Source organism: Actinophytocola sp. (assembly GCF_050699935.1).
Classification (GTDB): domain Bacteria; phylum Actinomycetota; class Actinomycetes; order Mycobacteriales; family Pseudonocardiaceae; genus Actinophytocola.
In genome coordinates this window covers 11,616-35,204 of record NZ_JBOHGB010000069.1, presented here as the reverse complement: position 1 = coordinate 35,204, position 23,589 = coordinate 11,616, and the positions used below count along the sequence as shown (strand labels likewise).

At 71.2% G+C, this 23,589-nt stretch carries 24 protein-coding genes; 16 read left to right on the top strand and 8 right to left on the bottom strand.

Annotated features, from left to right (window positions below; all coding sequences use genetic code 11):
* Window positions 1–962, top strand: a 962-nt coding sequence (locus ACRDTB_RS21885) for a thiamine pyrophosphate-dependent enzyme (RefSeq protein WP_431433050.1), incomplete at its 5' end; no start/stop codon positions are given.
* Window positions 963–1,291: 329 nt separating this feature from the next.
* Here ACRDTB_RS21885 and ACRDTB_RS21880 read toward each other — a convergent pair.
* Window positions 1,292–3,703 (bottom strand): immune inhibitor A domain-containing protein, encoded by a 2,412-nt coding sequence (locus ACRDTB_RS21880; protein WP_431433048.1) that lies wholly within the window; start codon window positions 3,701–3,703, stop codon window positions 1,292–1,294.
* Window positions 3,704–4,036: 333 nt separating this feature from the next.
* On the opposite strand from ACRDTB_RS21880, the gene ACRDTB_RS21875 reads away from it, so the two are divergent.
* From ACRDTB_RS21875 to ACRDTB_RS21835, 9 genes are all read left to right on the top strand, one after another.
* A complete protein-coding gene (locus ACRDTB_RS21875) occupies window positions 4,037–4,498 on the top strand; it encodes a DUF3592 domain-containing protein (protein WP_431433046.1) in 462 nt (153 codons plus the stop codon).
* Window positions 4,499–4,539: 41 nt separating this feature from the next.
* A complete protein-coding gene (gene paaA, locus ACRDTB_RS21870; protein ID WP_431433044.1) occupies window positions 4,540–5,472 on the top strand; it encodes a 1,2-phenylacetyl-CoA epoxidase subunit PaaA in 933 nt (310 codons plus the stop codon).
* Window positions 5,469–5,762, top strand: a complete 294-nt coding sequence (gene paaB / locus ACRDTB_RS21865) for a 1,2-phenylacetyl-CoA epoxidase subunit PaaB (RefSeq protein WP_431433043.1) — start codon at window positions 5,469–5,471, stop codon at window positions 5,760–5,762. The genes paaA and paaB overlap by 4 nt, the downstream gene beginning before the upstream one ends.
* A gap of 145 nt (window positions 5,763–5,907) precedes the next feature.
* Window positions 5,908–6,801 carry a 1,2-phenylacetyl-CoA epoxidase subunit PaaC gene (paaC, locus tag ACRDTB_RS21860; protein WP_431433041.1) on the top strand — a complete coding sequence of 298 codons (894 nt, stop codon included), beginning with the start codon at window positions 5,908–5,910 and terminating at the stop codon, window positions 6,799–6,801.
* Window positions 6,795–7,283 (top strand): 1,2-phenylacetyl-CoA epoxidase subunit PaaD, encoded by a 489-nt coding sequence (paaD, locus tag ACRDTB_RS21855; RefSeq protein WP_431433039.1) that lies wholly within the window; start codon window positions 6,795–6,797, stop codon window positions 7,281–7,283. The genes paaC and paaD overlap by 7 nt, the downstream gene beginning before the upstream one ends.
* Before the next feature lies 1 nt (window position 7,284).
* Window positions 7,285–8,349, top strand: a complete 1,065-nt coding sequence (paaE, locus tag ACRDTB_RS21850; RefSeq protein ID WP_431433037.1) for a 1,2-phenylacetyl-CoA epoxidase subunit PaaE — start codon at window positions 7,285–7,287, stop codon at window positions 8,347–8,349.
* Between the two features lie 262 nt (window positions 8,350–8,611).
* Window positions 8,612–9,736, top strand: a complete 1,125-nt coding sequence (locus tag ACRDTB_RS21845) for a glycosyltransferase family 4 protein (protein ID WP_431433035.1) — start codon at window positions 8,612–8,614, stop codon at window positions 9,734–9,736.
* Window positions 9,737–9,745: 9 nt separating this feature from the next.
* Window positions 9,746–10,456 carry a demethylmenaquinone methyltransferase gene (locus tag ACRDTB_RS21840; protein WP_431433033.1) on the top strand — a complete coding sequence of 237 codons (711 nt, stop codon included), beginning with the start codon at window positions 9,746–9,748 and terminating at the stop codon, window positions 10,454–10,456.
* A 94-nt stretch (window positions 10,457–10,550) separates the two neighbouring features.
* Window positions 10,551–11,837, top strand: a complete 1,287-nt coding sequence (locus ACRDTB_RS21835) for a geranylgeranyl reductase family protein (protein ID WP_431433032.1) — start codon at window positions 10,551–10,553, stop codon at window positions 11,835–11,837.
* 135 nt (window positions 11,838–11,972) lie between these two features.
* Here the strand turns inward: ACRDTB_RS21835 and ACRDTB_RS21830 are convergent, their stop codons facing one another.
* The 3 genes from ACRDTB_RS21830 to ACRDTB_RS21820 form a co-directional block, all read right to left on the bottom strand.
* Complete coding sequence (locus tag ACRDTB_RS21830; RefSeq protein WP_431433030.1) at window positions 11,973–12,179, bottom strand: DUF1801 domain-containing protein; 207 nt, start codon at window positions 12,177–12,179, stop codon at window positions 11,973–11,975.
* A 159-nt stretch (window positions 12,180–12,338) separates the two neighbouring features.
* Window positions 12,339–13,559 (bottom strand): acetyl-CoA C-acetyltransferase, encoded by a 1,221-nt coding sequence (locus ACRDTB_RS21825; RefSeq protein ID WP_431433028.1) that lies wholly within the window; start codon window positions 13,557–13,559, stop codon window positions 12,339–12,341.
* 38 nt (window positions 13,560–13,597) lie between these two features.
* On the bottom strand, window positions 13,598–14,422 hold the full coding sequence (locus ACRDTB_RS21820) for an SGNH/GDSL hydrolase family protein (RefSeq protein WP_431433026.1): 825 nt from the start codon (window positions 14,420–14,422) through the stop codon (window positions 13,598–13,600).
* Window positions 14,423–14,649: 227 nt separating this feature from the next.
* On the opposite strand from ACRDTB_RS21820, the gene ACRDTB_RS21815 reads away from it, so the two are divergent.
* The 3 genes from ACRDTB_RS21815 to ACRDTB_RS21805 all read left to right on the top strand — a co-directional run bounded on the left by ACRDTB_RS21815 (window position 14,650) and on the right by ACRDTB_RS21805 (window position 18,816).
* Window positions 14,650–16,026 (top strand): cystathionine beta-synthase, encoded by a 1,377-nt coding sequence (locus ACRDTB_RS21815; RefSeq protein ID WP_431433025.1) that lies wholly within the window; start codon window positions 14,650–14,652, stop codon window positions 16,024–16,026.
* Between the two features lie 208 nt (window positions 16,027–16,234).
* Window positions 16,235–17,500: a hypothetical protein gene (locus ACRDTB_RS21810; RefSeq protein ID WP_431433023.1), complete on the top strand. Its 1,266-nt coding sequence runs from the start codon at window positions 16,235–16,237 to the stop codon at window positions 17,498–17,500.
* Between the two features lie 146 nt (window positions 17,501–17,646).
* Window positions 17,647–18,816, top strand: a complete 1,170-nt coding sequence (locus tag ACRDTB_RS21805) for a cystathionine gamma-synthase (RefSeq protein ID WP_431433021.1) — start codon at window positions 17,647–17,649, stop codon at window positions 18,814–18,816.
* Between the two features lie 9 nt (window positions 18,817–18,825).
* Here ACRDTB_RS21805 and ACRDTB_RS21800 read toward each other — a convergent pair whose 3' ends face one another.
* Both ACRDTB_RS21800 and hppD read right to left on the bottom strand, forming a co-directional pair.
* Window positions 18,826–19,098 (bottom strand): hypothetical protein, encoded by a 273-nt coding sequence (locus ACRDTB_RS21800; protein ID WP_431433019.1) that lies wholly within the window; start codon window positions 19,096–19,098, stop codon window positions 18,826–18,828.
* A 204-nt stretch (window positions 19,099–19,302) separates the two neighbouring features.
* Complete coding sequence (gene hppD, locus ACRDTB_RS21795; protein ID WP_431433017.1) at window positions 19,303–20,502, bottom strand: 4-hydroxyphenylpyruvate dioxygenase; 1,200 nt, start codon at window positions 20,500–20,502, stop codon at window positions 19,303–19,305.
* A 137-nt stretch (window positions 20,503–20,639) separates the two neighbouring features.
* Between hppD and ACRDTB_RS21790 the strand changes: the two genes are divergently transcribed.
* Window positions 20,640–21,137, top strand: a complete 498-nt coding sequence (locus tag ACRDTB_RS21790; protein WP_431433015.1) for an Lrp/AsnC family transcriptional regulator — start codon at window positions 20,640–20,642, stop codon at window positions 21,135–21,137.
* Here ACRDTB_RS21790 and greA read toward each other — a convergent pair.
* On the bottom strand, window positions 21,125–21,622 hold the full coding sequence (gene greA / locus ACRDTB_RS21785; RefSeq protein ID WP_431433052.1) for a transcription elongation factor GreA: 498 nt from the start codon (window positions 21,620–21,622) through the stop codon (window positions 21,125–21,127). The two genes, ACRDTB_RS21790 and greA, sit on opposite strands and share 13 nt — an antisense overlap.
* Window positions 21,623–21,798: 176 nt before the next feature.
* Window positions 21,799–22,239, bottom strand: a complete 441-nt coding sequence (locus ACRDTB_RS21780; RefSeq protein WP_431433013.1) for a DUF4307 domain-containing protein — start codon at window positions 22,237–22,239, stop codon at window positions 21,799–21,801.
* Window positions 22,240–22,374: 135 nt separating this feature from the next.
* On the opposite strand from ACRDTB_RS21780, the gene mca reads away from it, so the two are divergent.
* Together mca and ACRDTB_RS21770 are read left to right on the top strand one after the other, a co-directional pair.
* Window positions 22,375–23,256, top strand: coding sequence for a mycothiol conjugate amidase Mca (mca, locus tag ACRDTB_RS21775; RefSeq protein ID WP_431433011.1), 882 nt, complete (start codon window positions 22,375–22,377; stop codon window positions 23,254–23,256).
* Window positions 23,253–23,567: a hypothetical protein gene (locus ACRDTB_RS21770; RefSeq protein ID WP_431433009.1), complete on the top strand. Its 315-nt coding sequence runs from the start codon at window positions 23,253–23,255 to the stop codon at window positions 23,565–23,567. Before mca ends, ACRDTB_RS21770 begins: the two co-directional genes overlap by 4 nt.
* Window positions 23,568–23,589 lie beyond the last annotated feature (22 nt).

The following is a 23,589-nucleotide window of genomic DNA, read 5'->3' as shown; positions in this document are numbered from 1 at the left end:
GGCCCGCGGTGGCCGAGCCGTCGGGGCTCGCCGCGGCGATGTCCGGCGGGGCGGCCGTGCTGCGCTGTGGCGCGCTGCTGCTGTCGGCGGGCGAGCTGCCGCGGGCCCTGCGCCCGGACGCGGTGGTGGTCGTCGGCCGGCCCACGCTCTCGCGCGGCGTGCGCGGGCTGATGGGCCGGGTGCCGGTGTACGGGATCGGCGACCATCCACAGTGGACGGATCCGCAGTACGTGGCCACCCACGTCCGCGGCTGGCTGGACCTCGACGACATGTCCCATGTGGACGGTATGGACCCGGACTGGCTGCCGGCCTGGCGGGGCGCCGGCGCGAGCGCGGTGACGGCCGTGGACAAGCTGCTGGGCGAGCAGCCGTGGCCGACCGGCCTGGCTCTGGCGGCGGACCTGGTCGAGGCGCTTCCCGGTGGCGCGACGCTGTTCCTGGGCTCGTCGAACCCGGTCCGCGACGTCGACCTCGTCGCCGAGCCGAGGCCGGACCTGAGGATCTACGCCAACCGTGGGGTCGCCGGCATCGACGGCAACGTCTCCACGGCCGCGGGCATCGCGCTGGCACAGGACGCGCCCGCGTACGCGCTGATCGGCGACCTGACCCTGCTGCACGACCTGAACGGCCTGCTCGCGGGCCCGGCGGAGCGCTGCCCGGACCTGACCGTGGTGGTGCACAACGACGACGGCGGCGGCATCTTCGCGCTGCTGGAGCAGGGCGCGGCGGAGTACCACCGCCCGTTCGAGCGGGTGTTCGGCACCCCGCACGGCGCCGATCTGGCCGCCCTGTGCGCCGGTTACCACGTGCCGCACACGCTGGTGACCGACCGCGCGGAGCTCGGCACCGCCCTGGCGCCGGCGAAGGGCCTGCGGGTCGTGGAGGTCCGCTCGAACCGCGCGCTCCTGCGCGACCTGCACGCCCGCCTGCGCGCCGCGGTCAGCGAGGCCGCGCTGCGCTGACCGCGGCCGCGCTGCGCGGGGAGGGGCCTGAGCCACTGCTGTGCGCGGAAACGGTCCCCGACCGCGGTGAGCCGAGCGAGCCACCCGCCCAACCACCCACCCGAACAACCCCCGCGCACGCGCGCGCGTGCAGAAACCCCAGAAACGAAAGCCCCACCCTGTTCCCGGGGGCCACCCTCACGTGCCAGTCTACCGGCTCACCCTGACGAAACCCGGGTTCACGGGTGACCTGTGGACAGTCCGGCCGGTTGTGGACAACTCGAGCGGGACAACGGAAACCGGGCCTCCCACGCCTTTGTGGGAGGCCCGGTTCCGTCTACTCGGAACGGCTACTTGGTGCCGATCCGGATCTTCATCGAGGTGCCTTCCTCGGAGAGCACCTTCATCGTCGTACCGGTCTTCGGCAGCAGCACGCCGGCGTGGGGCTGCTCCTCGTACCAGTACTTCTTCGTGTCGTCGAACCGCGGCACGGCGTTCTGGCCCCGCACGTAGCTCGGCTTGCCGTTCACCTTGAGCGTGAACGACGGTGCCTTGTGCAGGGAGAACGGCGCGTCATAACCCGCGATCCGCTCACGCCACGGCTCGCCCTCCAGGTTGTAGATCGGCGCGGGGTGCGCGTCGACCGGGAGGATCAGGCCCTCACCCGGGTGCTGGCTCGTGTTGTTGTCCGGCTGAGAGGTGTCCCAGTACCAGACGCCGAGGCCGATGTCGTACGGGAAGTGCTCCACCCAGTTCGGCTTCTCCGGGTCACTGAAGTCGTACGGGCCGGTCTTCATGTACTGGTCGTACGACTCGTACGTGCGGTTCGACGCGAGGTAGTACTGGTCGAACGGCAGCGTCTCGGTCTGCTGCGCGGTCCGGAAACCGTCCAGCGTCCAGCCGTTGTCGCCGTTCTCCGCGCCGTCGGTGAACGCCGGCTCGCCGTCGACGTTGACCGTGATCTCGTCAGCGAAGAAGCCGGGCGGTGCGACGCCGCCGTCGGTCTTGTACCGCATGCGGACCTGCACCTCACCGCCGACGACCGAGTCGAGCGGGACGTTCATGTCCAGCCACTGGTCCTCGGAGGTGCCGGTGACCGACGGGTCGCCGTTGGCGTCCTTGCCGAACGGTTCGCCGCCCACGGTGCCGTCGAGCGCCGTCCACGTCTCGCCGCCGTCCGTCGACGCCTGCGCGTACAGGTAGTCGAAGTCCGCCTCGATGTCGTAGCGCGCCTTGAGCGTCAGCGACGCCGAGGTGGCTCCGGTGAGGTCGACCGTGCGGGCCATCGTGTTGTCGAGGTCGTCACCACTGTCCGACCACCACTGGTTCTCGCCGGCGAACGGCTTGCCGTAGTCGAACGTGACGTCCTTGTCGGGCAGCACCACCACGACGCCCTGCGGCTTCTTCGAGTTGTACTCGTGCGGGCCGAGGTTCAGCGTCTTGTTCTGGCCGGCGACCACGGTCTCGTAGTCGAACCAGCCGAGCTGCAGCTTCGACCACGGGTCCATGTCGTTCACCCGGGAGGCGAGCGTCTCGCCGGGGCCGGCCACCCGCTGCTGGGCCATCAGCGACCACCAGTTGACGTGGTTGCTGCCGCCGCCGGAGGTGTCGTAGAGGTCCGGCAGACCGAGGTCGTGGCCGTACTCGTGGGCGAACACGCCGATGCCGCCGTTCTCCGGCTGCATCGTGTAGTCGCCGACCCAGAGACCGGTGTCGCCGACCTCGGTGCCGCCCTGCAGGTTCCCGTCCGGGCCGGTCGTGGTGCCGGAGAACACGAAGCTGCGGTGGCTCCAGGCGGCGTCCTCGCCGTAGACCGGGTCACCGTCGGCCTGGTCGCCGCCGGCGTGCACGATCTGGAAGTGGTCGAGGTAGCCGTCCGCCTCGTCGAAGTTGCCGTCGCCGTCGAAGTCGTTGCGGTCCCACACGTCGTACTCGGCGAGCTCCGCCTTGACCTGTTCCGGCGGCTTGCCGGCCGCGATCTGTGAGTCGTACCAGGCGGTCACGCCGTCCTGGACCATGTTGAACGCGTTGGAGCAGACGTTGCTCTCGCAGGGGAAGCCGTCCGACCGGCCGTAGCGGGCCTGGTTGTACTTGACCTTCACCCAGTCACTGACCGTGCCGTCGATCGAGTAGCGGCCGGACGACTGCTTCTCGTAGTAGTTCTTGACCGAGTCGGCCTTCGGGTCGTCGGAGAAGTACAGGTCCTGGAAGTGCTGGCGGCTGTAGTCCTCCTGCCAGAGCGTCGTGTTGTCCGTCGAGCGGTCGGGCTCGGGGATCTGGTTGTGCAGCGGGCCGTCGAAGGTCACCGGGCCCGGGGTCTCCGGGTCGGTGTCCTGGTCGGGGTAGTCCGGGTGCCGCTCGTTGCCGAACTCCACGAGGACCACGAAGATCTTGTCGGTATCCTCCCGCGACAGCTCGACGTACTGGTCGACCTGCCCGGCCTTCTTGTTCTTGGCCGTGGTGTTGGCCGCGGCCTTCTTGCCCATCTTCACGACCGTGCTCGAGCCGCGCTGGATCGCCTTGGCCTCGCCGGAGAGCACATCGGACAGTGCTTCCTGGCGCATGGCCCGGCGCTTCTGCTCGGCGGGGCTGGGCAGGTCGTCGACGCCGACCGCCTCGTGCCCGTGCGCGGCGGCATTGGTGGCGTTGGGACTGACCGGTGGCGCCGCATTCGCCCCGGTCACCACTGCGGTCAGCCCGGCCGCCACCATCGCGACGCTAGAGAGGCCGACAAGAATTCTTCGTTGCAACGCGTCCTCCATGGATCCCTCGAAAATGCGCGTGTCATCCGGCCGGTTGACCTCAACGCGAAGCGGGATCTTACGTAACGTGACTTACCAGCGGGACCCGACGAAAGGACTAATCCGAACGGGTCACATCTGCAAAGATCCCCCAGCTGGCCCCATCCATCCCGCCACCCGGCCGCCCCACCCCCATGCGAGTCCAACGCTGCGAACCCGCGAGTCCAACGCTGCGAACCCGCGAGTCCAACGCTCGCAACGGGGAACTCGCGGCCTGGAGTGGGGGACTCGCGGTCGTGAGTGGGGGACTCGCGGGTTCTGGGTGGCGGTTAGGCTCGGCGCGTGGTGGTGGGCGTGAGCAACGTGCCGGCGCAGCGGCGTCGGCTGATCTGGCGGATCGCGGCGCGATCGCTGCTCGCGCTGGGCGGGATCGTCACCTTCCTCGGCGTGGTGCTCGTGGTCGCCACGTGGACCGAGGACATCTCGATCGACCGCAACATCGGCTACGCCAACGCCGAGGTCGTGTCCGACTCGTTCACCCGCACGCTGGTCCGCTTCTACACCCCGGACGGCGCCGAGCACATCCCGCAGACGGGCGTGCTGTACCCGGCCGGACTCAAGGTCAACGACGTCGTCGAGGTCGAGTACCGGCAGGACGACCCCGAGCTGGTGCGGGTGGCCGGCCGCGGCGCGGTGGTGACGTTGCTGCCGGTCGGGCTGACGTTGCTGGGCGTGTGGGCCGTGCTGATCCCGTCGATCTGGGCGCTGCGCCGGGTCCGGCCTCCGCCGCCCGAGGCCGACCAGGTCGGCGTATGACACGTATCTGAATCCGGCGTCTCAAGGTGTAACATCGGGACGTGGGACTGGAGCAGGAGTTCGACCGGATCGTCGGGTCCGAGCAGCGCGTGGAGCCGCGGGACTGGATGCCCGACGGCTACCGCAGGACGCTCATCCGCCAGATCGCCCAGCACGCGCACTCCGAGATCATCGGCATGCAGCCCGAGGCGAACTGGATCAGCCGCGCGCCCTCCCTGCGCCGCAAGGCGATCCTGCTCGCCAAGGTGCAGGACGAGGCCGGCCACGGGCTCTATCTGTACGCCGCCACCGAGACGCTCGGCGCGGACCGTGAGGACCTCACCACCAAGCTCATCGAGGGCCGGCAGAAGTACTCCTCGATCTTCAACTACCCGACGCTCAACTTCGCCGACGTCGGCGTCATCGGCTGGCTCGTGGACGGCGCCGCCATCTGCAACCAGGTCCCGCTCTGCCGCACCTCGTACGGGCCCTACGCCCGCGCGATGATCCGCATCTGCAAGGAGGAGTCCTTCCACCAGCGCCAGGGCTACGAGCTGCTGATGACCATGATGCGCGGCACCCCCGCGCAGCGACGCATCGTCCAGGACGCGGTCGACCGCTGGTGGTGGCCCTCGCTGATGATGTTCGGACCGTCCGACGAGGCGTCGTCGAACACCGAGCGGTCGATGGCCTGGCGGATCAAGCGGCACACCAACGACGAGCTGCGCCAGAAGTTCGTCGACATGACCGTGCCCCAGGCCGAGGCGCTCGGCGTGACGCTGCCCGACCCCGAGCTGGCCTGGAACGCCGAGCGCGAGCACTACGACTTCGGCGAGATCGACTGGGACGAGTTCTGGCAGGTCGTCGGCGGCAACGGGCCGTGCAACCAACAGCGGACCGCGCACCGGCGCAAGGCGCACGAGGACGGCGCGTGGGTACGCGAGGCCGCCGCCGCCTACGCGCGGAAGCAAGCCGACCGGGAGGACGTGGCATGAGCGCGCCCAGGTCGGCCTGGCCGCTGTACGAGGTGTTCGTGCGCGCCAAGCGGGGCCTCAACCACGTGCACGTCGGCTCGCTGCACGCGCCGGACGACGAGATGGCGCTGCGCAACGCGCGCGACCTCTACACCCGGCGCAACGAGGGCGTGAGCATCTGGGTGGTCCGCGCGTCCGCGATCACGGCGTCGTCGCCGGACGAGAAGGACCCGTTCTTCGCGCCGAGCGGGGACAAGGTCTACCGGCACCCGACGTTCTACTCGATTCCGGAAGACGTGCCGCACCTATGAGCGAGCTTGCGAGCGAATCAATGAACACAGTGCGACCGCGAGCGGCCTCACCGAGCCTGCGAGGGGATGCGGCTCGCGAGCTTGCGAGCGAATCAATGTCACAGGGCGACCGCGAGCGGCGACACCGAGCCTGCGAGGGGTCGTCGTGAGTTTCGACAACGCATACGAGGCGATCACCGAGGAGAACGACGACCGGCACTGGGCGTTCGGCACCGGCTTCGACGACCCGCTCGCCGGCGTGAACCGCGGGCTTCCGTCCCATGTGGACAAGGCGGACCTGGCGGCGTACTGCCTGATGCTCGCCGACGACGCGCTGGTCCTCTCGCAGCGGCTCACCGAGTGGTGCTCGCGCGCGCCCGAGCTCGAGGAGGACGTGGCGCTCGCCAACATCGCGCTCGACCTGCTCGGCCAGGCCCGGCTGCTGCTGTCCCGGGCGGGCGAGGTCGAGGGCGCGGGCCGGGACGAGGACGCCCTCGCCTACCTGCGGGACGAGCACGAGTTCCGCAACGTGCGGCTGGTGGAGATCGACTGCGGGCCGGGCGCGGGCGGCGACTTCGCCACGACGATCGCGCGTCTGCTGGTGTTCTCGACGTGGCGGCTCGCCGTGCTCTCGCAGCTCGCCGCGTCGGTCGACCCCGTGCTGGCGGCGGTCGCCGCGAAGGGCGTCAAGGAGCTGGCCTACCACCGCGACCACGCCGCGCAGTGGACGCTGCGGCTCGCCGGCGGCACGGAGCACTCCCGGGAGCGCGTGATCGCCGGCCTGGAGCGGGTGTGGCCGCTGGTTCCGGAGCTGTTCGACACGCATGCGGTCGAGCAGCGGCTGCCGGGCGTCGCGGCCGACCCGGCCACCGTCCGGTCCGATGTGGACGATGTACTGGACAGGGTCCTCGCCGCGGCCGGGCTGGACCGCCCGGACGTGGCGCCGATGGCCGCGGTCGCGGGACGGACCGGGCGGGACGGTGTGCACACCGAGGCCCTGGGCTACCTGCTGGCCGAGATGCAGCACCTCGCCCGCTCACTGCCGGGGGCCGTGTGGTGAGCGCCCGGACGATCGCGGAGGCGGTGCTCGACCCGGAGCTGCCGGTGCTCACGCTGGCCGACCTGGGCGTGCTGCGGTCGGTCGAGGAGCACGACGACAGGGTGGTCGTCACGATCACGCCGACCTACACCGGCTGCCCGGCGCTGGAGGAGATGCGCGTCGACCTGCGCCGCCGGCTCGCCGCGGCCGGGTACCGCAGGGTCGAGGTGCGCACCGTGCTGAGTCCGGCGTGGACGACCGACTGGATCAGCGAGGACGGCCGGCGTAAGCTCGCCGAGCACGGCATCGCGCCACCCGACCGCGTCGGTCCCCGGACGGGTCCGGTGCCGCTCAACCTCACGCCGCCGCCCGTCCGCGTGCGCTGCCCGCGGTGCGGCTGCGCGGACACGACCGAGCTGTCCCGGTTCTCGGCGACCGCGTGCAAGGCGTTGCGCCGCTGCGAGTCTTGTCGCGAGCCGTTCGAGCACGTCAAGGAGTTCTGAGGTGGCGGCGACGTTCCATCCGCTGCCCGTCGCGCGCGTCGACCGGCTGTGCGAGGACGCGGTCGCGGTGACGTTCGCGGTACCGCACGAGCTGCGCAAGGAGTTCGCGTTCAAGCCCGGCCAGTACCTGACGCTGCGCCAGGACGTGGCGGGTGTCGAGGAGCGGCGGTCCTACTCGATCTGCGCCCCGCCGTCGGCGCCGCCGCGGATCGGGGTGCGGCGGGTGGCCGGCGGGCTGTTCTCCACCCGGCTGGTCGACCGGCTGCGGCCGGGCGACGTGCTGGACGTGCTGCCGCCGCTTGGCCGGTTCACCCCCGACCTCGCCAAGCGCGGCCAACACCATGTCTTCGTCGCCGCCGGATCGGGGGTCACGCCGGTGCTCTCGATCATGTCCGCCGTGCTGGAGTCCGATGAGGACGGTCGGGCGACACTGCTGTACGGCAACCGGCGCACCGACACGGTGATGTTCGGCGACGAGCTCGCCGACCTCAAGGACCGCTACCCCGCGCGGCTGCAGCTCGTGCACGTGCTGTCCCGGGAGCCGCGCGACGTGGCGCTGTTCTCCGGCCGGCTCGACGGTGTGAAGCTGTCGGCCCTGCTGGACTCGCTCGTGCCGACGTCCGATGTGGACCACTGGTGGCTGTGCGGCCCGTTCGGCATGCTCACCGACGCCGACGAGGTCCTGGCCGCTCACGGTGTGCCGCGCGAGCGGGTGCATCGCGAGCTGTTCTACGTCGACGAGCCGCCGCCCCCGTTGAACCGGCCCGACGAGTCCGCTGTGGACGGTCCAGCCGCGGAGGTGACCGTGCACCTGGACGGCCGCGAGACGACGCTGAAGCTGCCCGCGGACACCCCGATCTTGGACGCCGCGCAGCGGGTCCGCGCGGACCTGCCGTTCGCGTGCAAGGGCGGGGTGTGCGGGACCTGCCGGGCGCGGGTGACCGCCGGCAGGGTCGAGATGCGCCGCAACTACGCGCTGGAGCGGCACGAGTTGGACGCGGGCTTCGTGCTGACCTGCCAGGCGCTGCCCCGCTCCGAACGCATCACGGTCGACTACGACACCTAACCCGCGAGTCCAACGTTCCGGACCCGCGTGTCCAACCGTCCGAACCTGCGAGTCCGGCATTCCGGGCGGTAACCCGCCGTTCGGAGCGTTGGACACGCGGGTCGTGAGTGTTGGACTCGCGGGTCCGGAGTGTTGGACACGCGGGTCGGGAGTGTTGGACTCGCGGGTTGAGGGGGTCTGGGTACAGGGGTTCGGGCACTGTTCGCTGGGGCGTCATGTCGGCGTTCGCCGGGTACGGCAGCTGGCCTGAGACCGTGTGGCCGTGCGAGTCGCCATCGTCACGGAGAGCTTCCTGCCGCAGGTGAATGGCGTGACGAACTCGGTTCTCCGCGTGGTGGAGCATCTCCATGCGCGCGGGCACGAGGCGCTCGTCGTGGCACCGGGAACGGCGGGGCCACGGCGCTACCTGCACGCCCCGGTGCGCCGGGTGCGCGCGGTCGACCTGCCGGTGATCAGCTCGCTGCCGATCGGCGTGCCGTCCCCGAAGGTGTACGCCGCGCTGGCGGAGTTCGCGCCGGACGTCGTGCACCTCGCCTCGCCGTTCGTGCTCGGCGCCGCGGGCCTGCGTGCGGCCCGGCGGCTCGGTGTGCCGACGGTGGCCGTGTACCAGACCGACGTCGCCGGGTTCGCCGCCGCCTACGGCCTGCGGCACGGCGCCGGCGCGGCCTGGCGGTGGATCCGCCGGCTGCACGGCCTCGCGGACCGCACGCTCGCCCCCTCGCTCGCGTCCGTGGCGGCGCTGACCGGGCACGGCGTGCCGCGGGTGCACCGGTGGGCGCGCGGCGTGGACGCCGAGCTGTTCGCCCCCTGGCACGCCGACCCGCGGCTGCGCGATCGGCTGGCGCCGCACGGTGAGCTGCTCGCCGGCTACGTGGGGCGGCTCGCGCCGGAGAAGGAGGTGCACCGACTCGCCGCGCTGCACGGCATGCCGGGCGTGCGGGTGGTGGTCGTCGGCGCGGGACCGGCGGAGCCGGCGCTGCGCGGGCTACTGCCGGACGCGGCGTTCCTCGGCTTCCGCACCGGCCGCGAGCTCGCCGCCGCGTACGCGAGCCTCGACGTGTTCGTGCACACCGGTCCACACGAGACGTTCTGCCAGGCCGTCCAGGAGGCGCTCGCGTCCGGCCTGCCGGTCGTGGCGCCTCGCGCGGGCGGCCCGCGCGACCTGGTGACGCACGGCCGGACCGGGTTCCTGCTCGACCCCTACGACGACCGGTTCGCCGCGGGACTCCGGTCCACTGTGGAGCACCTGCGGCCGCGTGCGGTGCGGCGGATGCTCGGCGCGGCGGCGCGCGAGTCGGTGCTGGACCGCACCTGGCCCGCGGTGTGCGACGAGCTGCTCGGCCACTACGAGCAGGTCAGTGCCGCGATACCGGCCGGCTGGTCGTAGGGTCTGGGCATGCCTCGTGCCGGCTTGGACAAGGACCCCCGAGACGTGGCCCGGATGTTCGACGGCGTGGCCAAGGGCTACGACCGGACCAACTCCGTGATGACGCTGGGCTTCGACCGGCGCTGGCGGTGGTCGACCCGAAGAGTCCTCGACGGGAGGCCGGGCGAGCGGATCCTCGACCTCGCCGCCGGCACGGCCGTGTCGACCGTCGAGTACGCCCGGTCCGGCGCGTGGTGCGTGGCCGCGGACTTCTCGCTGGGCATGCTGCACGGCGGCGCGCACCGCGACGTCCCGAAGGTCGCCGCCGACGCCTTCCACCTGCCGTTCGCCGATGGCTCGTTCGATGCGGTGACGGTCAGCTTCGGCCTGCGCAACATGAACGACACGGTCGCCGCGCTGCGGGAGATGTGCCGGGTCGTGCGGCCGGGCGGGCGGCTGGTCGTCTGCGAGGTGTCGCAGCCGGTGTGGCGGCCGATCCGGTGGCTGCACCACAACGTCGTGCTGCGGCTGCTGCCGCGGGTAACCCGGCCGTTCTCCTCGAACAAGGAGGCCTACGCGTACCTGGCGGAGTCCATGCGCGACTGGCATGACCAGGTGACGCTCGCGCGGCTGGTCGCCGAGGCCGGCTGGGACGAGGTCGAGTGGCTGAACCTGACGCTCGGCGTGGTCGCCCTGCACCGTGCGGTCCGGCCGCCGGAGAAGCCGGCCGCGGCCTCGTGACCGGATCGCGAGGACGGCCGGGTCGCCGGGCCGGGCCGTAGAATGGCGGCGAGTTCGTGAACGTTTTCACAAGCCGCCCCTGAGGAGCCGCCGGATGAGCCGACGCAAGGCAACCGAGGACGCCGAGGTCATCGTCGTCGGCGCCGGACCCGCCGGGGCGACCGCGGCGACGTACCTGGCCCGCGCCGGGCTCGACGTGCTACTGCTGGAGAAGAGCACGTTCCCGCGCGAGAAGGTCTGCGGCGATGGCCTCACCCCGCGCGGGGTCAAGCAGCTGATCGACCTGGGCATCGACACCCGCGAGGAGGCCGGCTGGCTGCACAACAGGGGCCTGCGGGTGGTCGGCGGCGGCGTGACGCTGGAGCTGGACTGGCCGGACCTGGCGACCTTCCCGCCGTACGGCGTGGTGCGCACCCGAATGGACTTCGACGAGCTGCTGGCCCGCACCGCGCAGCGGGCCGGCGCCCGGCTGCTCGAGCGCACCACCGTCACGGGCGCGGTGCTCGACGAGCGGACCGGGCGGGTCGAGGGCGTCGCGGCGAAGGTCGGCCCGCAGCGCCAGCCGGTGTCCTACCGCGCGCCGGTCGTGCTGGCCTGCGACGGCGTGTCGGCGCGGCTCGCGCTGTCGGTGGGGCTCGAGAAGATCGAGAGCCGGCCGATGGGGGTCGCGGTGCGGCGGTACTACGCGTCGCCGCGCTCGAAGGACGACTTCCTCGAGTCGCACCTGGAGCTGTGGGACCGCGCCGACCCGGCCGAGCCGAGGCTGCTGCCCGGGTACGGCTGGATCTTCGGCATGGGCGACGGCACGGTCAACGTCGGGCTGGGGATCCTGTCCACGTCGAAGGCGTTCGGGAAGACCGACTACCGCGCGCTGCTGCGGTCCTGGTTGGACGGTACGCCCGAGGAGTGGGGCTTCCGCGAGCACAACGCGGTCGGTCGGGTCGGGGGCGCGGCGCTGCCGATGGGGTTCAACCGGACGCCGCACTACGCGCGCGGGCTGTTGCTGGTCGGTGACGCGGGCGGCATGGTGAACCCGTTCAACGGCGAGGGCATCGGGTACGCGATGGAGTCGGCCCGGCTCGCGGCCGAGTGCGTCGTGCAGGCGCTGGCGCGGCCGGAGGGACCGTCGCGGGAGCGCGCGCTCGCCGGCTACCCGCTGGCGCTCAGGCAGGCGCTGGGCTCGTACTACCGGCTGGGCAACATCTTCAGCCGGCTGATCGGCAACCCGGTGGTGATGCGGACGGCGACGAAGTACGGGCTGCCGCGCACCACGCTGATGAAGCTGGTGCTCAAGCTCCTCGCCGGCCTGTACGACCCGAAGGACGGCGACGCGTTCGACCGCATGATCACCGCGGCCACCCGGATCGCCCCGAGCGTGTGAGGGCTGGTCCGCCTCCCCGGAATCAAACGTGTGGGTTGCGTTCCAGCGGATGGTGCGGATGGGCGGTTGATCGTGGTCGGCTGCGGTCACGGTCCCCTGAGGTTCCGTTGGTCAGCCCGAGCGCTGCGGCGCCTACTAGAGCGGTCCGCAGATGGTGCCCGGCTCGGCGGCCGTGGCGCGGAGCAGGTCGCGCACCAGGTCGAAGTCGATCTGCTCCGGTTTGCGGAAACGTAGGCAGCCCTTGCCCATGTCGTGCCCGGCGAGCCGCTCCTCGAACGCCTTGCGGACATCCGTGCGCAGCACGTAGAAGCTGATGTACTGTCGCTGGCTCGCGAACGCCACCGCACCTTCGCCGGCGCCTCGTTCGTGGACCGGCGAGGGTCTTGGACCGGCCAACGTAACCTCAGGGGACCGTGACGGGAACCAGCCACAATTCGACCTCTTACCAGCACTGTTTGCCGGAACGCAACCCACACTTTGAATTCCGGGGAGGCGGGCTAGTCAGCTCAGGCGCTCGAGGACCATCGCCATGCCCTGGCCGCCGCCCACGCACATCGTCTCCAGGCCGAACTGCTTGTCGTGCCACTGCAGGGAGTTGATGAGCGTCGTGGTGATCCGGGCGCCCGTCATGCCGAACGGGTGGCCCACCGCGATCGCGCCGCCGTTGACGTTCAGCTTCTCCAACGGGATCTCCAGGTCGCGGTAGGACGGGATCACCTGCGCCGCGAACGCCTCGTTGATCTCGACCAGGTCCATGTCGCCGATCGTCATGCCGGCCAGCGCCAGCGCTCGGCGCGACGCCTCGACCGGGCCCAGGCCCATGATCTCCGGCGACAGCGCGGAGACACCGGTCGACACGATGCGCGCGAGCGGGGTGAGTCCGAGCTCGCGGGCCTTCTCGTCCGACATGACCACGAGCGCGGCGGCGCCGTCGTTGAGCGGGCAGCAGTTGCCGGCCGTCACCCGGCCGTTCGGGCGGAACACCGGGTCCAAAGTGGACGTCTTCGCGTACGTCACGCCCGGGCGCGGGCCGTCGTCGGTGTCGACCACGCGGCCGTCGGGCAGCGTCACCGGCGTGATCTCGCGCGCCCAGAAGCCGGACTTGATCGCCTCCTCCGCCAGGTTCTGCGAGCGCACGCCGAAGTGGTCCATGTCCTCACGGGAGACGTTCTTCGCGAGCGCGAGGTTCTCCGCGGTCTGGCCCATCGCGAGGTACACGTCCGGCACCGAGCCGTCCTCGCGCGGGTCGTGCCACTCGGTCGCGCCCTCGGCGGCCGCCGTTGCGGTGCGTGCCTCGGCCTGCTCGAACAGCGGGTTGTGCGTGTCCGGCCAGCTGTCCGAGCTGCCCTTGGCGTACCGCGACACGGCCTCCACGCCGGCGCTGACGAACGCCGAGCCCTCGCCGGCCTTGATCGCGTGGAAGGCCATCCGCGTGGTCTGCAGGCTCGACGAGCAGTACCGGGTGATCGTGCAGCCGGGCAGGTGGTCGTAGCCGAGCTCGACCGCTACCGCGCGGCCCATGTTGAAGCCCTGCTCGCCGCCCGGCAGGCCGCAGCCCAGCATGAGGTCGTCGAGGTCGGTGGGGTCCAGCCCCGGCACCTTGTCCAACGCCGCCCGCACGATCTGCGCGGCGAGGTCGTCCGGCCGGATGTCGACCAGCGATCCCTTGTTGGCCCTCCCGATCGGCGAACGGGCCGCGGACACGATGACCGCCTCTGGCATGGCGCAACTCCTTCGTCAGACGCTCGCTGACCAAGAGGCTACGCGGGAAGCGGCTCCCAGCCCCTGGTCAAGCCGGCAGCATCACACAGCGGTCCCAGCAGCACGCTCGCCGCGAGCTCGTAGCCCGCGCCGTTGGGATGGAACCGGTCGCCGCTGAACAGCTCGTCCGCCCGGTGCCGGAACTCCGGCGACACCAGCGCGGCGAGCGACACCGACCGGACACCGATCCGGTCCAGCTCGCGGCGCTGCGCGCGGGCCAGGGCGAGCCCCCAGTGGGACGCGATCGCGCGCAGCGGCTGCGGGATCGGCGTGATGGCGTCCAGGTCCGGGCAGGTGCCGACGACCACCGTCGTACCCGCCCGCGCCAGTCGCCCGACCTGCGCGGCGAGCAGCTCGGCCGACGTGCCGACGCGCATCCGCGAGGTCACGTCGTTGCCGCCGACGATGACCAGCGCCAGGTCCGGCGGGCTGATCAGCGCGACGTCGACCTGCTCGTCGAGGTCGGAGGTGCGGGAGCCGCTGATCGCGTGCGTGGTCAGCCGGACCGGGCGGTCCGCCTCCTCGGCCAGCCCGCGCGCCAGGTGCACACTGGGCAGCCGGTCCTCGGTCTCCGCGCCGAGGCCCGCGGCGAGGGAGTCGCCGAGCACGGCGAGGGTGAGGGCGTCGTGCGGCTCGTCGGTGACGGGGCCGGTGCCGTCCGGCAGGTACACGCCGTCGGCGTTGAGCGGCAGCCCGGTGGCCTTGCCGATCATCGAGCGAGCCCGCCGCGACTGGCCGTTGAGCAGGCCGTACGCCGCGCCGGACAGTCCGCCGACCGAGCCGGCACCGAGCACCAACGCCCGAACGAGTCGCATCCCAGCCATCGCCACACCTCCTATTAGATGGGACGAGCCCGCACGGTCCCCGGTTCTTTCAATACATCGCTACCGAGGCGTGTCCGGAAGCTCGATCGCAGTGTGTGCCACGTCACTAGGATCGGACTCGAGGTGGGCTCGAGACCGGTGGCCGAACCGCCACGGGACGTGGTACGCGGGCGGCTCGCTAGGCTCGCGCGAGGTGCCGGGGGGTACTCGGGAACAAAGGAGCACACGTGGAGTACGTCGAGCACGTCGTCGATCTGGTGGGCAACACGCCGTTGGTCAAGCTGAACGCGCTGGCCGAGGGCCTGCCGGCCACGGTGCTCGCCAAGGTCGAGTACTTCAACCCCGGCGGCAGCGTGAAGGACCGCATCGCGCTGCGCATGGTCGAGGCGGCCGAGCGCTCCGGTGAGCTCAAACCCGGCGGCACGATCGTGGAGCCGACCTCCGGCAACACCGGCGTCGGCCTGGCCATGGTGGCGCAGCGCAAGGGCTACCGCTGCGTGTTCGTCTGCCCCGACAAGGTCAGCGAGGACAAGCGGAACACGCTCAAGGCCTACGGCGCCGAGGTCGTCGTGTGCCCGACCGCGGTCCCGCCGGAGCACCCGGACTCCTACTACAACGTGTCCGACCGGCTCGTCACCGAGATCGAGAACGCGTGGAAGCCCGACCAGTACTCCAACCCGGCGAACCCGGAGAGCCACTACCACTCGACCGGTCCGGAGCTGTGGCGGCAGACCGAGGGCCGGATCACCCACTTCGTCGCGGGTGTCGGCACCGGCGGCACGATCACCGGCACCGGCCGCTACCTCAAGGAGATCTCCGGCGGCCGGGTCAAGATCGTCGGCGCCGACCCGGAGGGCTCGGTGTACTCCGGCGGCTCCGGCCGGCCGTACCTGGTCGAGGGCGTCGGCGAGGACTTCTGGCCGAAGACCTACGACAAGACGGTCGCCGACGTGATCATCGCGGTGTCCGACGCCGAGTCGTTCGACGTGACCCGCCGGCTCGCCCGCGAGGAGGGGTTGCTGGTCGGCGGTTCCTGCGGGATGGCGGCGGCCGCGGCGATCCGGCTGGCCAAGGACCTCGGCCCGGACGACGTGGTCGTCGTGCTGCTGCCCGACGGCGGCCGCGGCTACCTGTCGAAGGTGTTCAACGACGACTGGATGGCCTCCTACGGATTCCTGCCGCCCGAGCACTCCGGCGCGACGGTCGGCGACGTGCTGCGGCGCAAGGGCTCCGGTGGCGCGATGCCGGCGCTGGTGCACGCGCACCCGAACGAGACGGTGGCCGACGCGGTGGCGATCCTGCGCGAGTTCGGCGTGAGCCAGATGCCGGTGGTCAACGCGGAACCGCCGGTCATGGCGGCCGAGGTCGTCGGCGCGGTCAACGAGCGGGACCTGCTGGACGCGCTGTTCACCGGGAAGGCGGCGCTCGCCGACCGGCTGGAGAACCACATGTCGCCCCCGCTGCCCACCATCGGCGCAGGTGAGCAGGTGAACGCGGCGATGACCGCACTGGCGGCGGCCGACGGCGCACTGGTGCTGCTCGACGGCAAGCCCGCCGGCGTCGTGACGCGCCAGGATCTGCTGGGCTTCCTCGCCGGCCGCTGAGCGGAGCTTGCGGAGCGATCGTTGACGCTGAGCGGAGCTTGCGGAGCGATCGTTGACGCTGAGCGGAGCTTGCGGAGCGAACATCGATACCGAGCAGGTCGGTAAGCAGGTCGCGGCGCTTGGGCCGCTGCCGGCAAACGTGCGCACCATGCACTAGCGTTGGCGCGAACGCAAATCTAGTTGGACTTTTCGAAGGGGTTGGAACCCGATGAGCTCTCCTCAGCCGCCGAACCAACCGTGGCAGGGCGGCCCGCCACCACAGCAGGGGGAAGGTGAGCAAAGCCAGGAGCAGCGTCCCGGCCAGCCGCCACAACAGGACAACCCACACTCGGCGCCCGGTCCGACGCAGGCGATCCACCCCGGTCAGCCCGGGCCCGGTCAGGTCGGCGCCGACGGCGTCGAGCGCACGCAGGCGATCCAGCCCGGGCAGCGCCCCGGTGGCGACGCGACGCAGGTCGTGCCGCCGGCCGGCTACGGGCAGCAGCAGGGCGGTACCGACGCCACACAGATGGTGCCGCCCGGCTCGATGCCGCCCCAGCAGCCGCCGTACGCCCCGCCGCCTGGCGCGGATCCCCAGGGGCCCGGCGGTTTCGGGCAGCACCAGGGTGGTTTCGGCCAGCAGCCGCCACCCGGCTACGGCCCGCCGCCCGGCGGGTTCGGCCAGCAGCCGGGAGGTTTCGGCCAGCAGCAACCGCAGACGCCGCCGCCAGGTTTCGGGCAGCAGCCGCCGCCCGGCTACGGCCCGCCGCCCGGCGGGTTCGCGCAGCAGCAGGGGCTCGGCCGCGGTCCGTCGTTCGGTGGCCAGGGCCAGAACACGCAGATGATCGCGTGGGGCCTCGCCGGTCTCGTGGCCCTGTTCGGTCTGCTGGTCGCGATCATGGCGTTCACGGACTTCGGTGACCTCAGCGACTACTCCAACGAGCTAGAGGGCGCGTCCGACGCGGACCTCGAGGCGGCCGGCCTCCCGTCGCCCGGCACGCTGTGGCTGTGGACGATCGTGGCGCTGATCGGCGCCGCCGGTGCCATCGGCGGCGGTGTGCTGATCTACCTCAAGCACAAGCTGGCCGGCATGGTCACCGCGGGCGCCGGCGGCCTGATGCTGATCGCCGGGATCGCGTACCTCATCGCGATCAGCGACTTCCCGGACGGGGACCTGCCGAACGTGCCGGTCTGGTCGCTCATCGGCGGCATCATCGTCGGGGCGGTGGGCGCGCTCGCGTTCATCCCGCAGACCAAGAAGTTCCTCGGCGGCGAGTCGGTGCTGGGCGGTCCCGGTGGCGGCTTCGGTGGCCCGCCGGCCGGTGGTTTCGGCCAGCCCGGCGGCGGTCAGGCCGGCGGCTTCGGCCAGCCGCCGCAGGGCTTCGGCGGACCGCCCCCGGGTGGCTTCGGCCAGCCGCCTCCGCAGCAGGGTCCCCAGCAGGGCGGCGGTTTCGGCCAGCCCCCGCAGCAGGGTGGCCCGCCGCAGCAGTGGTGAGGTGAGAGCGAACGAGACGCCGGTGGGTCCGCCCGCCGGCGTCTCGCTGTGAACTATTCGCATGCCGCGCGACGTTGAACGTGATGACGGGCGAGATTCGCTTCCCAGATGCTGGGCGCGTCGGTGAGGGGTAATAACCTGTGGCCGTGGCAGACGACAAGGCAGCCGACACGAGCCGGTGGGGTTTCGAGACCAGGGCCATCCACGCAGGTCAGCGGCCCGATCCGCGAACCGGCTCGGTCATCGTGCCGATCTACGCGACGTCCACGTTCGCCCAGGACGGCGTCGGGGGGCTGCGCGAGGGCGGCTACGAGTACTCCCGTACCGCCAACCCGACCCGCACCGCGCTCGAGGAGTCGCTCGCCTCGCTGGAGGGCGGCCGGCACGGGCTCGCGTTCGCGTCTGGCATGGCCGCGTCCGACGTGGCGCTGCGGGCGCTGACCCGCCCCGGTGACCACGTCATCCTCGGCGGCGACGCGTACGGCGGCACGTTCCGGCTGCTGGACAAGGTCCTCACGAGTTGGGGCGTCGAGTACACGACCGTCGACCTGGCCGACACCGGCGCCGCGCACGCCGCGATCCGGCCGAGCACCAAGGTCATCTGGTGCGAGACGCCGACCAACCCGCTGCTCGGCATCGCCGACATCGCGGCGCTGTCCGACGTGGCCGCGGAGGCCGGCGCGAAGCTGGTCGTGGACAACACGTTCGCCACGCCCTACCTGCAGTCCCCGCTCGGCCTCGGCGCCGACGTCGTGCTGCACTCGACGACCAAGTACCTCGGCGGCCACTCCGACGTCGTCGGCGGTGCGCTCATCACGTCGGACGCCGAGCTGCACGAGCAGTTCGACTTCCTGCGCAACGCGTCCGGCGGCGTGCCCGGCCCGTTCGACGCGTGGCTCACGCTGCGCGGCGCGAAGACGCTGGCGCTGCGGATGGAGCGGCACAGCGACAACGCCGAGCGGGTCGTCGAGGCACTGCTCGGCCACCCGCGGGTAACCAAGGTCTACTACCCGGGCCTGCCCGACCACCCCGGTCACGAGCTGGCCGCCAAGCAGATGCGGCGGTTCGGCGGGATGGTGTCGTTCGCGGTGGCGGGCGGCGAGGAGGCGGCCCTGGAGGTCGCGGGCCGCACGAAGCTGTTCATCCTGGGTGAGTCCCTCGGCGGCGTCGAGTCGCTGATCGAGCACCCGGGCCGGATGACGCACGCCAGCACCACGGGCTCGCCGCTGCAGGTGCCGGGCGACGTGCTGCGGCTGTCCGTCGGCATCGAGGACGGTGCCGACCTGGTGCAGGACCTGCTGGCGGCGCTCGGCTGACGCCGGTCGCTACGGCGCGACCGGGTCGCTGTTGGTCAGCTCGTTGAGCGCGGGCTCGGCCGGCTCCTGCTGCTTGCGTGTCTGCTGGGCGGGCGGCAGCTGGGCGGGGTCGACGCAGCTGCCGACCAGCTCGACCTGCCCGTCGTCGCGCTGGACGTAGCGACCCGGGTCGCCGCAGCCCGCCTGGTGGACGCTGAACACCGCCACCCCGGCCAGCGCCACCGCGGCCAACGACGCTCCCGCAAGCGGGAGCATTCCCGCGACCCGTGACCCGACCGCCATGCCTTTACCCCATCCATACGCCGTCTGCGAACGAGAATACCCGGACCGGAATTCTCGTGTGGATCGCTTGCGAGGGATGCCGTCCGTGCTCGTGTTAGTGGCTTGTTAGCGGCGCCTGCGATCCTTGGCGGCACTGGGGGTGAGGTGCCGTGCCGGTGACGTGGTGGGGGGCGACGTCACCGGCACGTGCCGAACGGACATCCGTCAGAGGTTGCCGCGGCGCGCCTGCTCTCGTTCGATGGCCTCGAACAGCGCCTTGAAGTTGCCCTTGCCGAAGCCGAGCGAGCCGTGCCGCTCGATGAGCTCGTAGAACACGGTCGGCCGGTCGCCGATCGGCTTGGTGAAGATCTGCAGCAGGTAGCCGTCCTCGTCCCGGTCCACCAGGATCCGGTGCTCCTTGAGCGTCTCGATCGGCACCCGCACCTCGCCGATCCGGGCGCGCAGCTCCGGGTCGTCGTAGTACGAGTCGGGCGTGTTCAGGAACTCGACGCCTGCCTCGCGCATCGCGGTGACCGTCGCGATGATGTCGTTCGTGGCGAGGGCGATGTGCTGGCAGCCGGGGCCGCCGTAGAACTCGAGGTACTCGTCGATCTGCGACTTCTTCTGTGCGATCGCCGGCTCGTTGAGCGGGAACTTGACGCGGTGGTTGCCGTTGGACACGACCTTGCTCATCAGCGCGGAGTAGTCGGTGGCGATGTCGTCGCCGACGAACTCCGCCATGTTCACGAAGCCCATGACCCGGTTGTAGAACTCGACCCAGTGGTCCATCCGGCCGAGCTCGACGTTGCCGACGCAGTGGTCGACGGCCTGGAACAGCCGCTTGCGGCGCGGCGTCGGGGACTCCCGGGCCACGTATCCGGGCAGGTAGGGCCCGTTGTAGCGGGAGCGGTCGATCAGCGTGTGGCGGGTCTGGCCGTATGTCGCGATCGCCGCGCGCCGGATCGTGCCGTGCTCGTCCGAGACGTCGTTCGGCTCCTCGAGGACGGTCGCGCCGTGGGCGCGCGCGTGCGCGATGCACCGGTCGACGTCGGCCACCTCGAGCGCGAGGTCGACCACGCCGTCGCCGTGCGTGCGGTGGTGGTCGTGCAGCGGGCTGTCCGGGGCCACGCCGCCGTTGATCACGAAGCGGGCCGAGCCGGACCTGAGCACGAACGACCTGTGGTCGCGGTTGCCGGTCTCCGGACCCGAGTAGGCGACGAGGCGCATGCCGAACGCGGCCTGGTAGAACCACGCGGTCTGGGTCGCGTTGCCGGCGACGAACACCACGGCGTCCATCGCGCGGACGGGGAAGGGATCCTTCGACTCGTCGTAGTCGACGAGCCCGACGAGCTGACGCAGCTGGTCGTAGCTGACCTCGTCGATCTGCCTGTCGATCTGGCGCTCCTGGCCGAGGGTGCCGGTCATCGTGTCCTCCCTGCTGACGTGGCGGTACCCGCAGGATCCGTCCGTCAGGACAGTCTGTGCAACCGACGCTCGCAGCGGTGGGCAATCTGCCTAGGATGTGCGTGCTCGGAGTGCACGGAGTGAGGCATTCTGTGTAGATGAGCGAACTCGTTGACGCACTCGACGCGCTGGACTCACGCCTGCTGCTCCTGCTCTCCGACGAGCCGCGGCTCGGCGTGCTGGAGTGCTCGCGGCGACTGGGCGTGGCGCGCGGGACGATCCAGGCGCGGATGGACCGGCTGGAACGGCGGGGCGTGCTGCGCGGGTTCCCGCCGGACGTCGACCTCGCCGCGATCGGCTACGGGCTCACGGCGTTCGCGGTACTGGAGATCGCGCAGGGCAAGCGGGCCGAGGTCGCCGGGCAGCTGGCCGCCATCGACGAGGTGTGCGAGGTGCACGCGACCACCGGGGAGGGGGACCTCCTGGTCCGGATGGTGGCGCGGTCCAACGCCGACCTGCAGCGGGTCATCGACGACGTGGTCGACGTGCGCTGGGTCCAGCGCACGTCGACCTCGATCGCGTTGTCCACGCCGATCCCGCCGCGGGTGCGTCCGCTGCTGGAACGGGTGGCCGACCCGGACGGTCAGCCGGCGTAAGGCACCGCCTTCACCAGGGTCACCTGCTGCGTGTTGCCGTTCGGCAGCTCGTAGGAACGGGACTCGCCCTCCTTGGCACCCAGCAGTGCCTTGCCCAGGGGTGACTCCGGTGAGTACACCTCGAGCTTGCCCTCGGCCCCCTCCTCGCGGGTGGCGAGTAGGAACCTCTCGGTCTCGTCGTCGCCCTCGTAGCGGATCGTGAGCACCATGCCGGGCTCGGCCAGACCGTCGTCCGGCGGCGCCTCGCCGACCTTGGCGTTGCGCAGTAGCTCCTGCAGGTGCCGGATGCGGGCCTCCGCCTGCCCCTGCTCCTCGCGCGCCGCGTGGTAACCCCCGTTCTCCTTGAGGTCACCTTCCTCCCGGCTCGCGTTGATCTTCGCGGCGATAACCGGGCGATTGTCAACGAGCTCGTCAAGCTCCTGCTTGAGCCGGTTGTAGGCCTCCTGGGTCAACCAGGTCACCTTGGTGTCGCTCACGGTCACCAACTCCTCGCTCATACTTCCGGATCCCGCGGATTCGGGCCGGTAGTTCCCGGGCGGCGGCGAACACCCGGAACGGAAAAACACGGCCCGCCTGGGGCCGTGCAGGTACGCCAGGATATCACGGTCGGCCGAATGGCCCTGTCCGATTTGTCTCCTTTATCTGCGGGACGCCCGCCAGTTCACCCTGATGGCGGCAGGTCCGTGGACAGGTACGGCGGAACCTGATATGAGCAGCCGAACACGTCAGCGGTGACCGGTTCCTCGCTGCTCCTGATGGTGGTCGTGACCCGCGTCGAGGGCGGGCCGGGCGGGACCAGAACCTCCCGGCGGCCGCCCTCGGCACCACTGCGCACGCGCGTCCGCACGATGCACACGGCCGGCCGCTGCGGGGTGTCGCGGGTGATCTCGAAGGTGAAGCGCATGGCGTCGCCGTCGAGGTCGTCGAAGCCGACCTCCTGCGTCTCGATCGGCGCCGTGCCGAGGTTCGTGTAGCCGATCCAGGCGACGGCGCCGCCGAGGAGGAGCGCGCAGGCGCCGAGGATCCAGTACGTCCGCCGCGACGTCCTGCGCGGCCGCTTGCCGTACCGATCCTCCAGCAAGGCTCCGCCAGACGCGGTCACGCTGACCCTCCACCGGAAATGTCGGTCCAGCCGGGAACAATGCACCCGGCCGGCTTGGTTCGAACAACCAGACTGAGTATCCGGCAGGCGCCCGACGTCGCCTGCCCGGGGTGAGCGTCAGGGAGGGACGGGAACATGGCGGAGAAGCTGCGGCTGATGACGGTGCACGCGCATCCGGACGACGAGTCGAGCAAGGGCGCGGCCACCATGGCCAAGTACGTGGCCGAGGGCCACGACGTCATGGTCGTGACCTGCACCGGCGGTGAGCGCGGCGACATCCTCAACCCCGCGATGGAGCGCCCCGAGGTGGTCGCGAACATGAACGAGTACCGCCGCAAGGAGATGGCGCGCGCGGTGGAGATCCTCGGCGTGCGGCACAGCTGGCTGGGCTTCGTCGACTCCGGGCTGCCGCAGGGCGACCCGACGCCGCCGCTGCCGGACGGTTGCTTCGCGCTGGTGCCGATCGAGGAGTCGGCGCCGCCGCTGGTCCGGCTGATGCGCGAGCTGAAGCCGCACGTGGTCATCACCTACGACGAGAACGGCGGCTACCCGCACCCGGACCACATCCGCTGCCACGAGGTGTCGGTCGCGGCGTTCGACGCTGCCGGCGACCCGGACCTGTACCCGGAGACCGGTGACCCGTGGACGCCGCTGAAGCTGTACTACTCCCACGGCTTCTCCCGCACGCGGATGCAGGCCATGCACGACGCGCTGCTGGCGCGCGGCCTGGAGTCGCCGTACACGGAGTGGCTCGAGAAGTGGGACGAGAAGCGCGGCGATGTGGCCGACCGGGTGACGACGCGGATCCAATGTGGGGAATACTTCGAGCAGAGGGACGCCGCGCTGCTGGCCCACGCCACGCAGATCGACCCCAACAGCCGGTGGTTCGCGGTGCCGCTGGAGGTGCAGCGGGACGTGTGGCCGTACGAGGAGTACGAGCTGGTGCGGTCCCTTGTGGACACGACATTACCGGAGGATGACCTGTTCTCCGGGATCAGCGAGAAGGTAACTGCATGACGCTTGCGGGCCCTGACCAGGCCGCCGGCACGGTGGCCCTGGTCGCCCAGCCGACGACGCCGCCGGCGGAGCCGGGTGGGCAGGGCGAGGACTTCGGCAAGTCCTCCCCGGTCGGTCTGCTCGTGCTCCTGCTGTTCTTCGTCGCGGTGGCCTTCCTGGTCCGCTCGATGACCAAGCACCTCAAGCGCGTCCCGCCCAGCTTCGACCCGCCGGAGGCCGGCGAGCGGCCGGAGAAGGAGCCGGACGAGAGGGCCGAGGCCGCGCCGCCGTCGAACGGGGAGCAGGACTCCGCCGACGGTCCGAAGACCTAGGGGGCGCGGCCGCGCGGGCGTC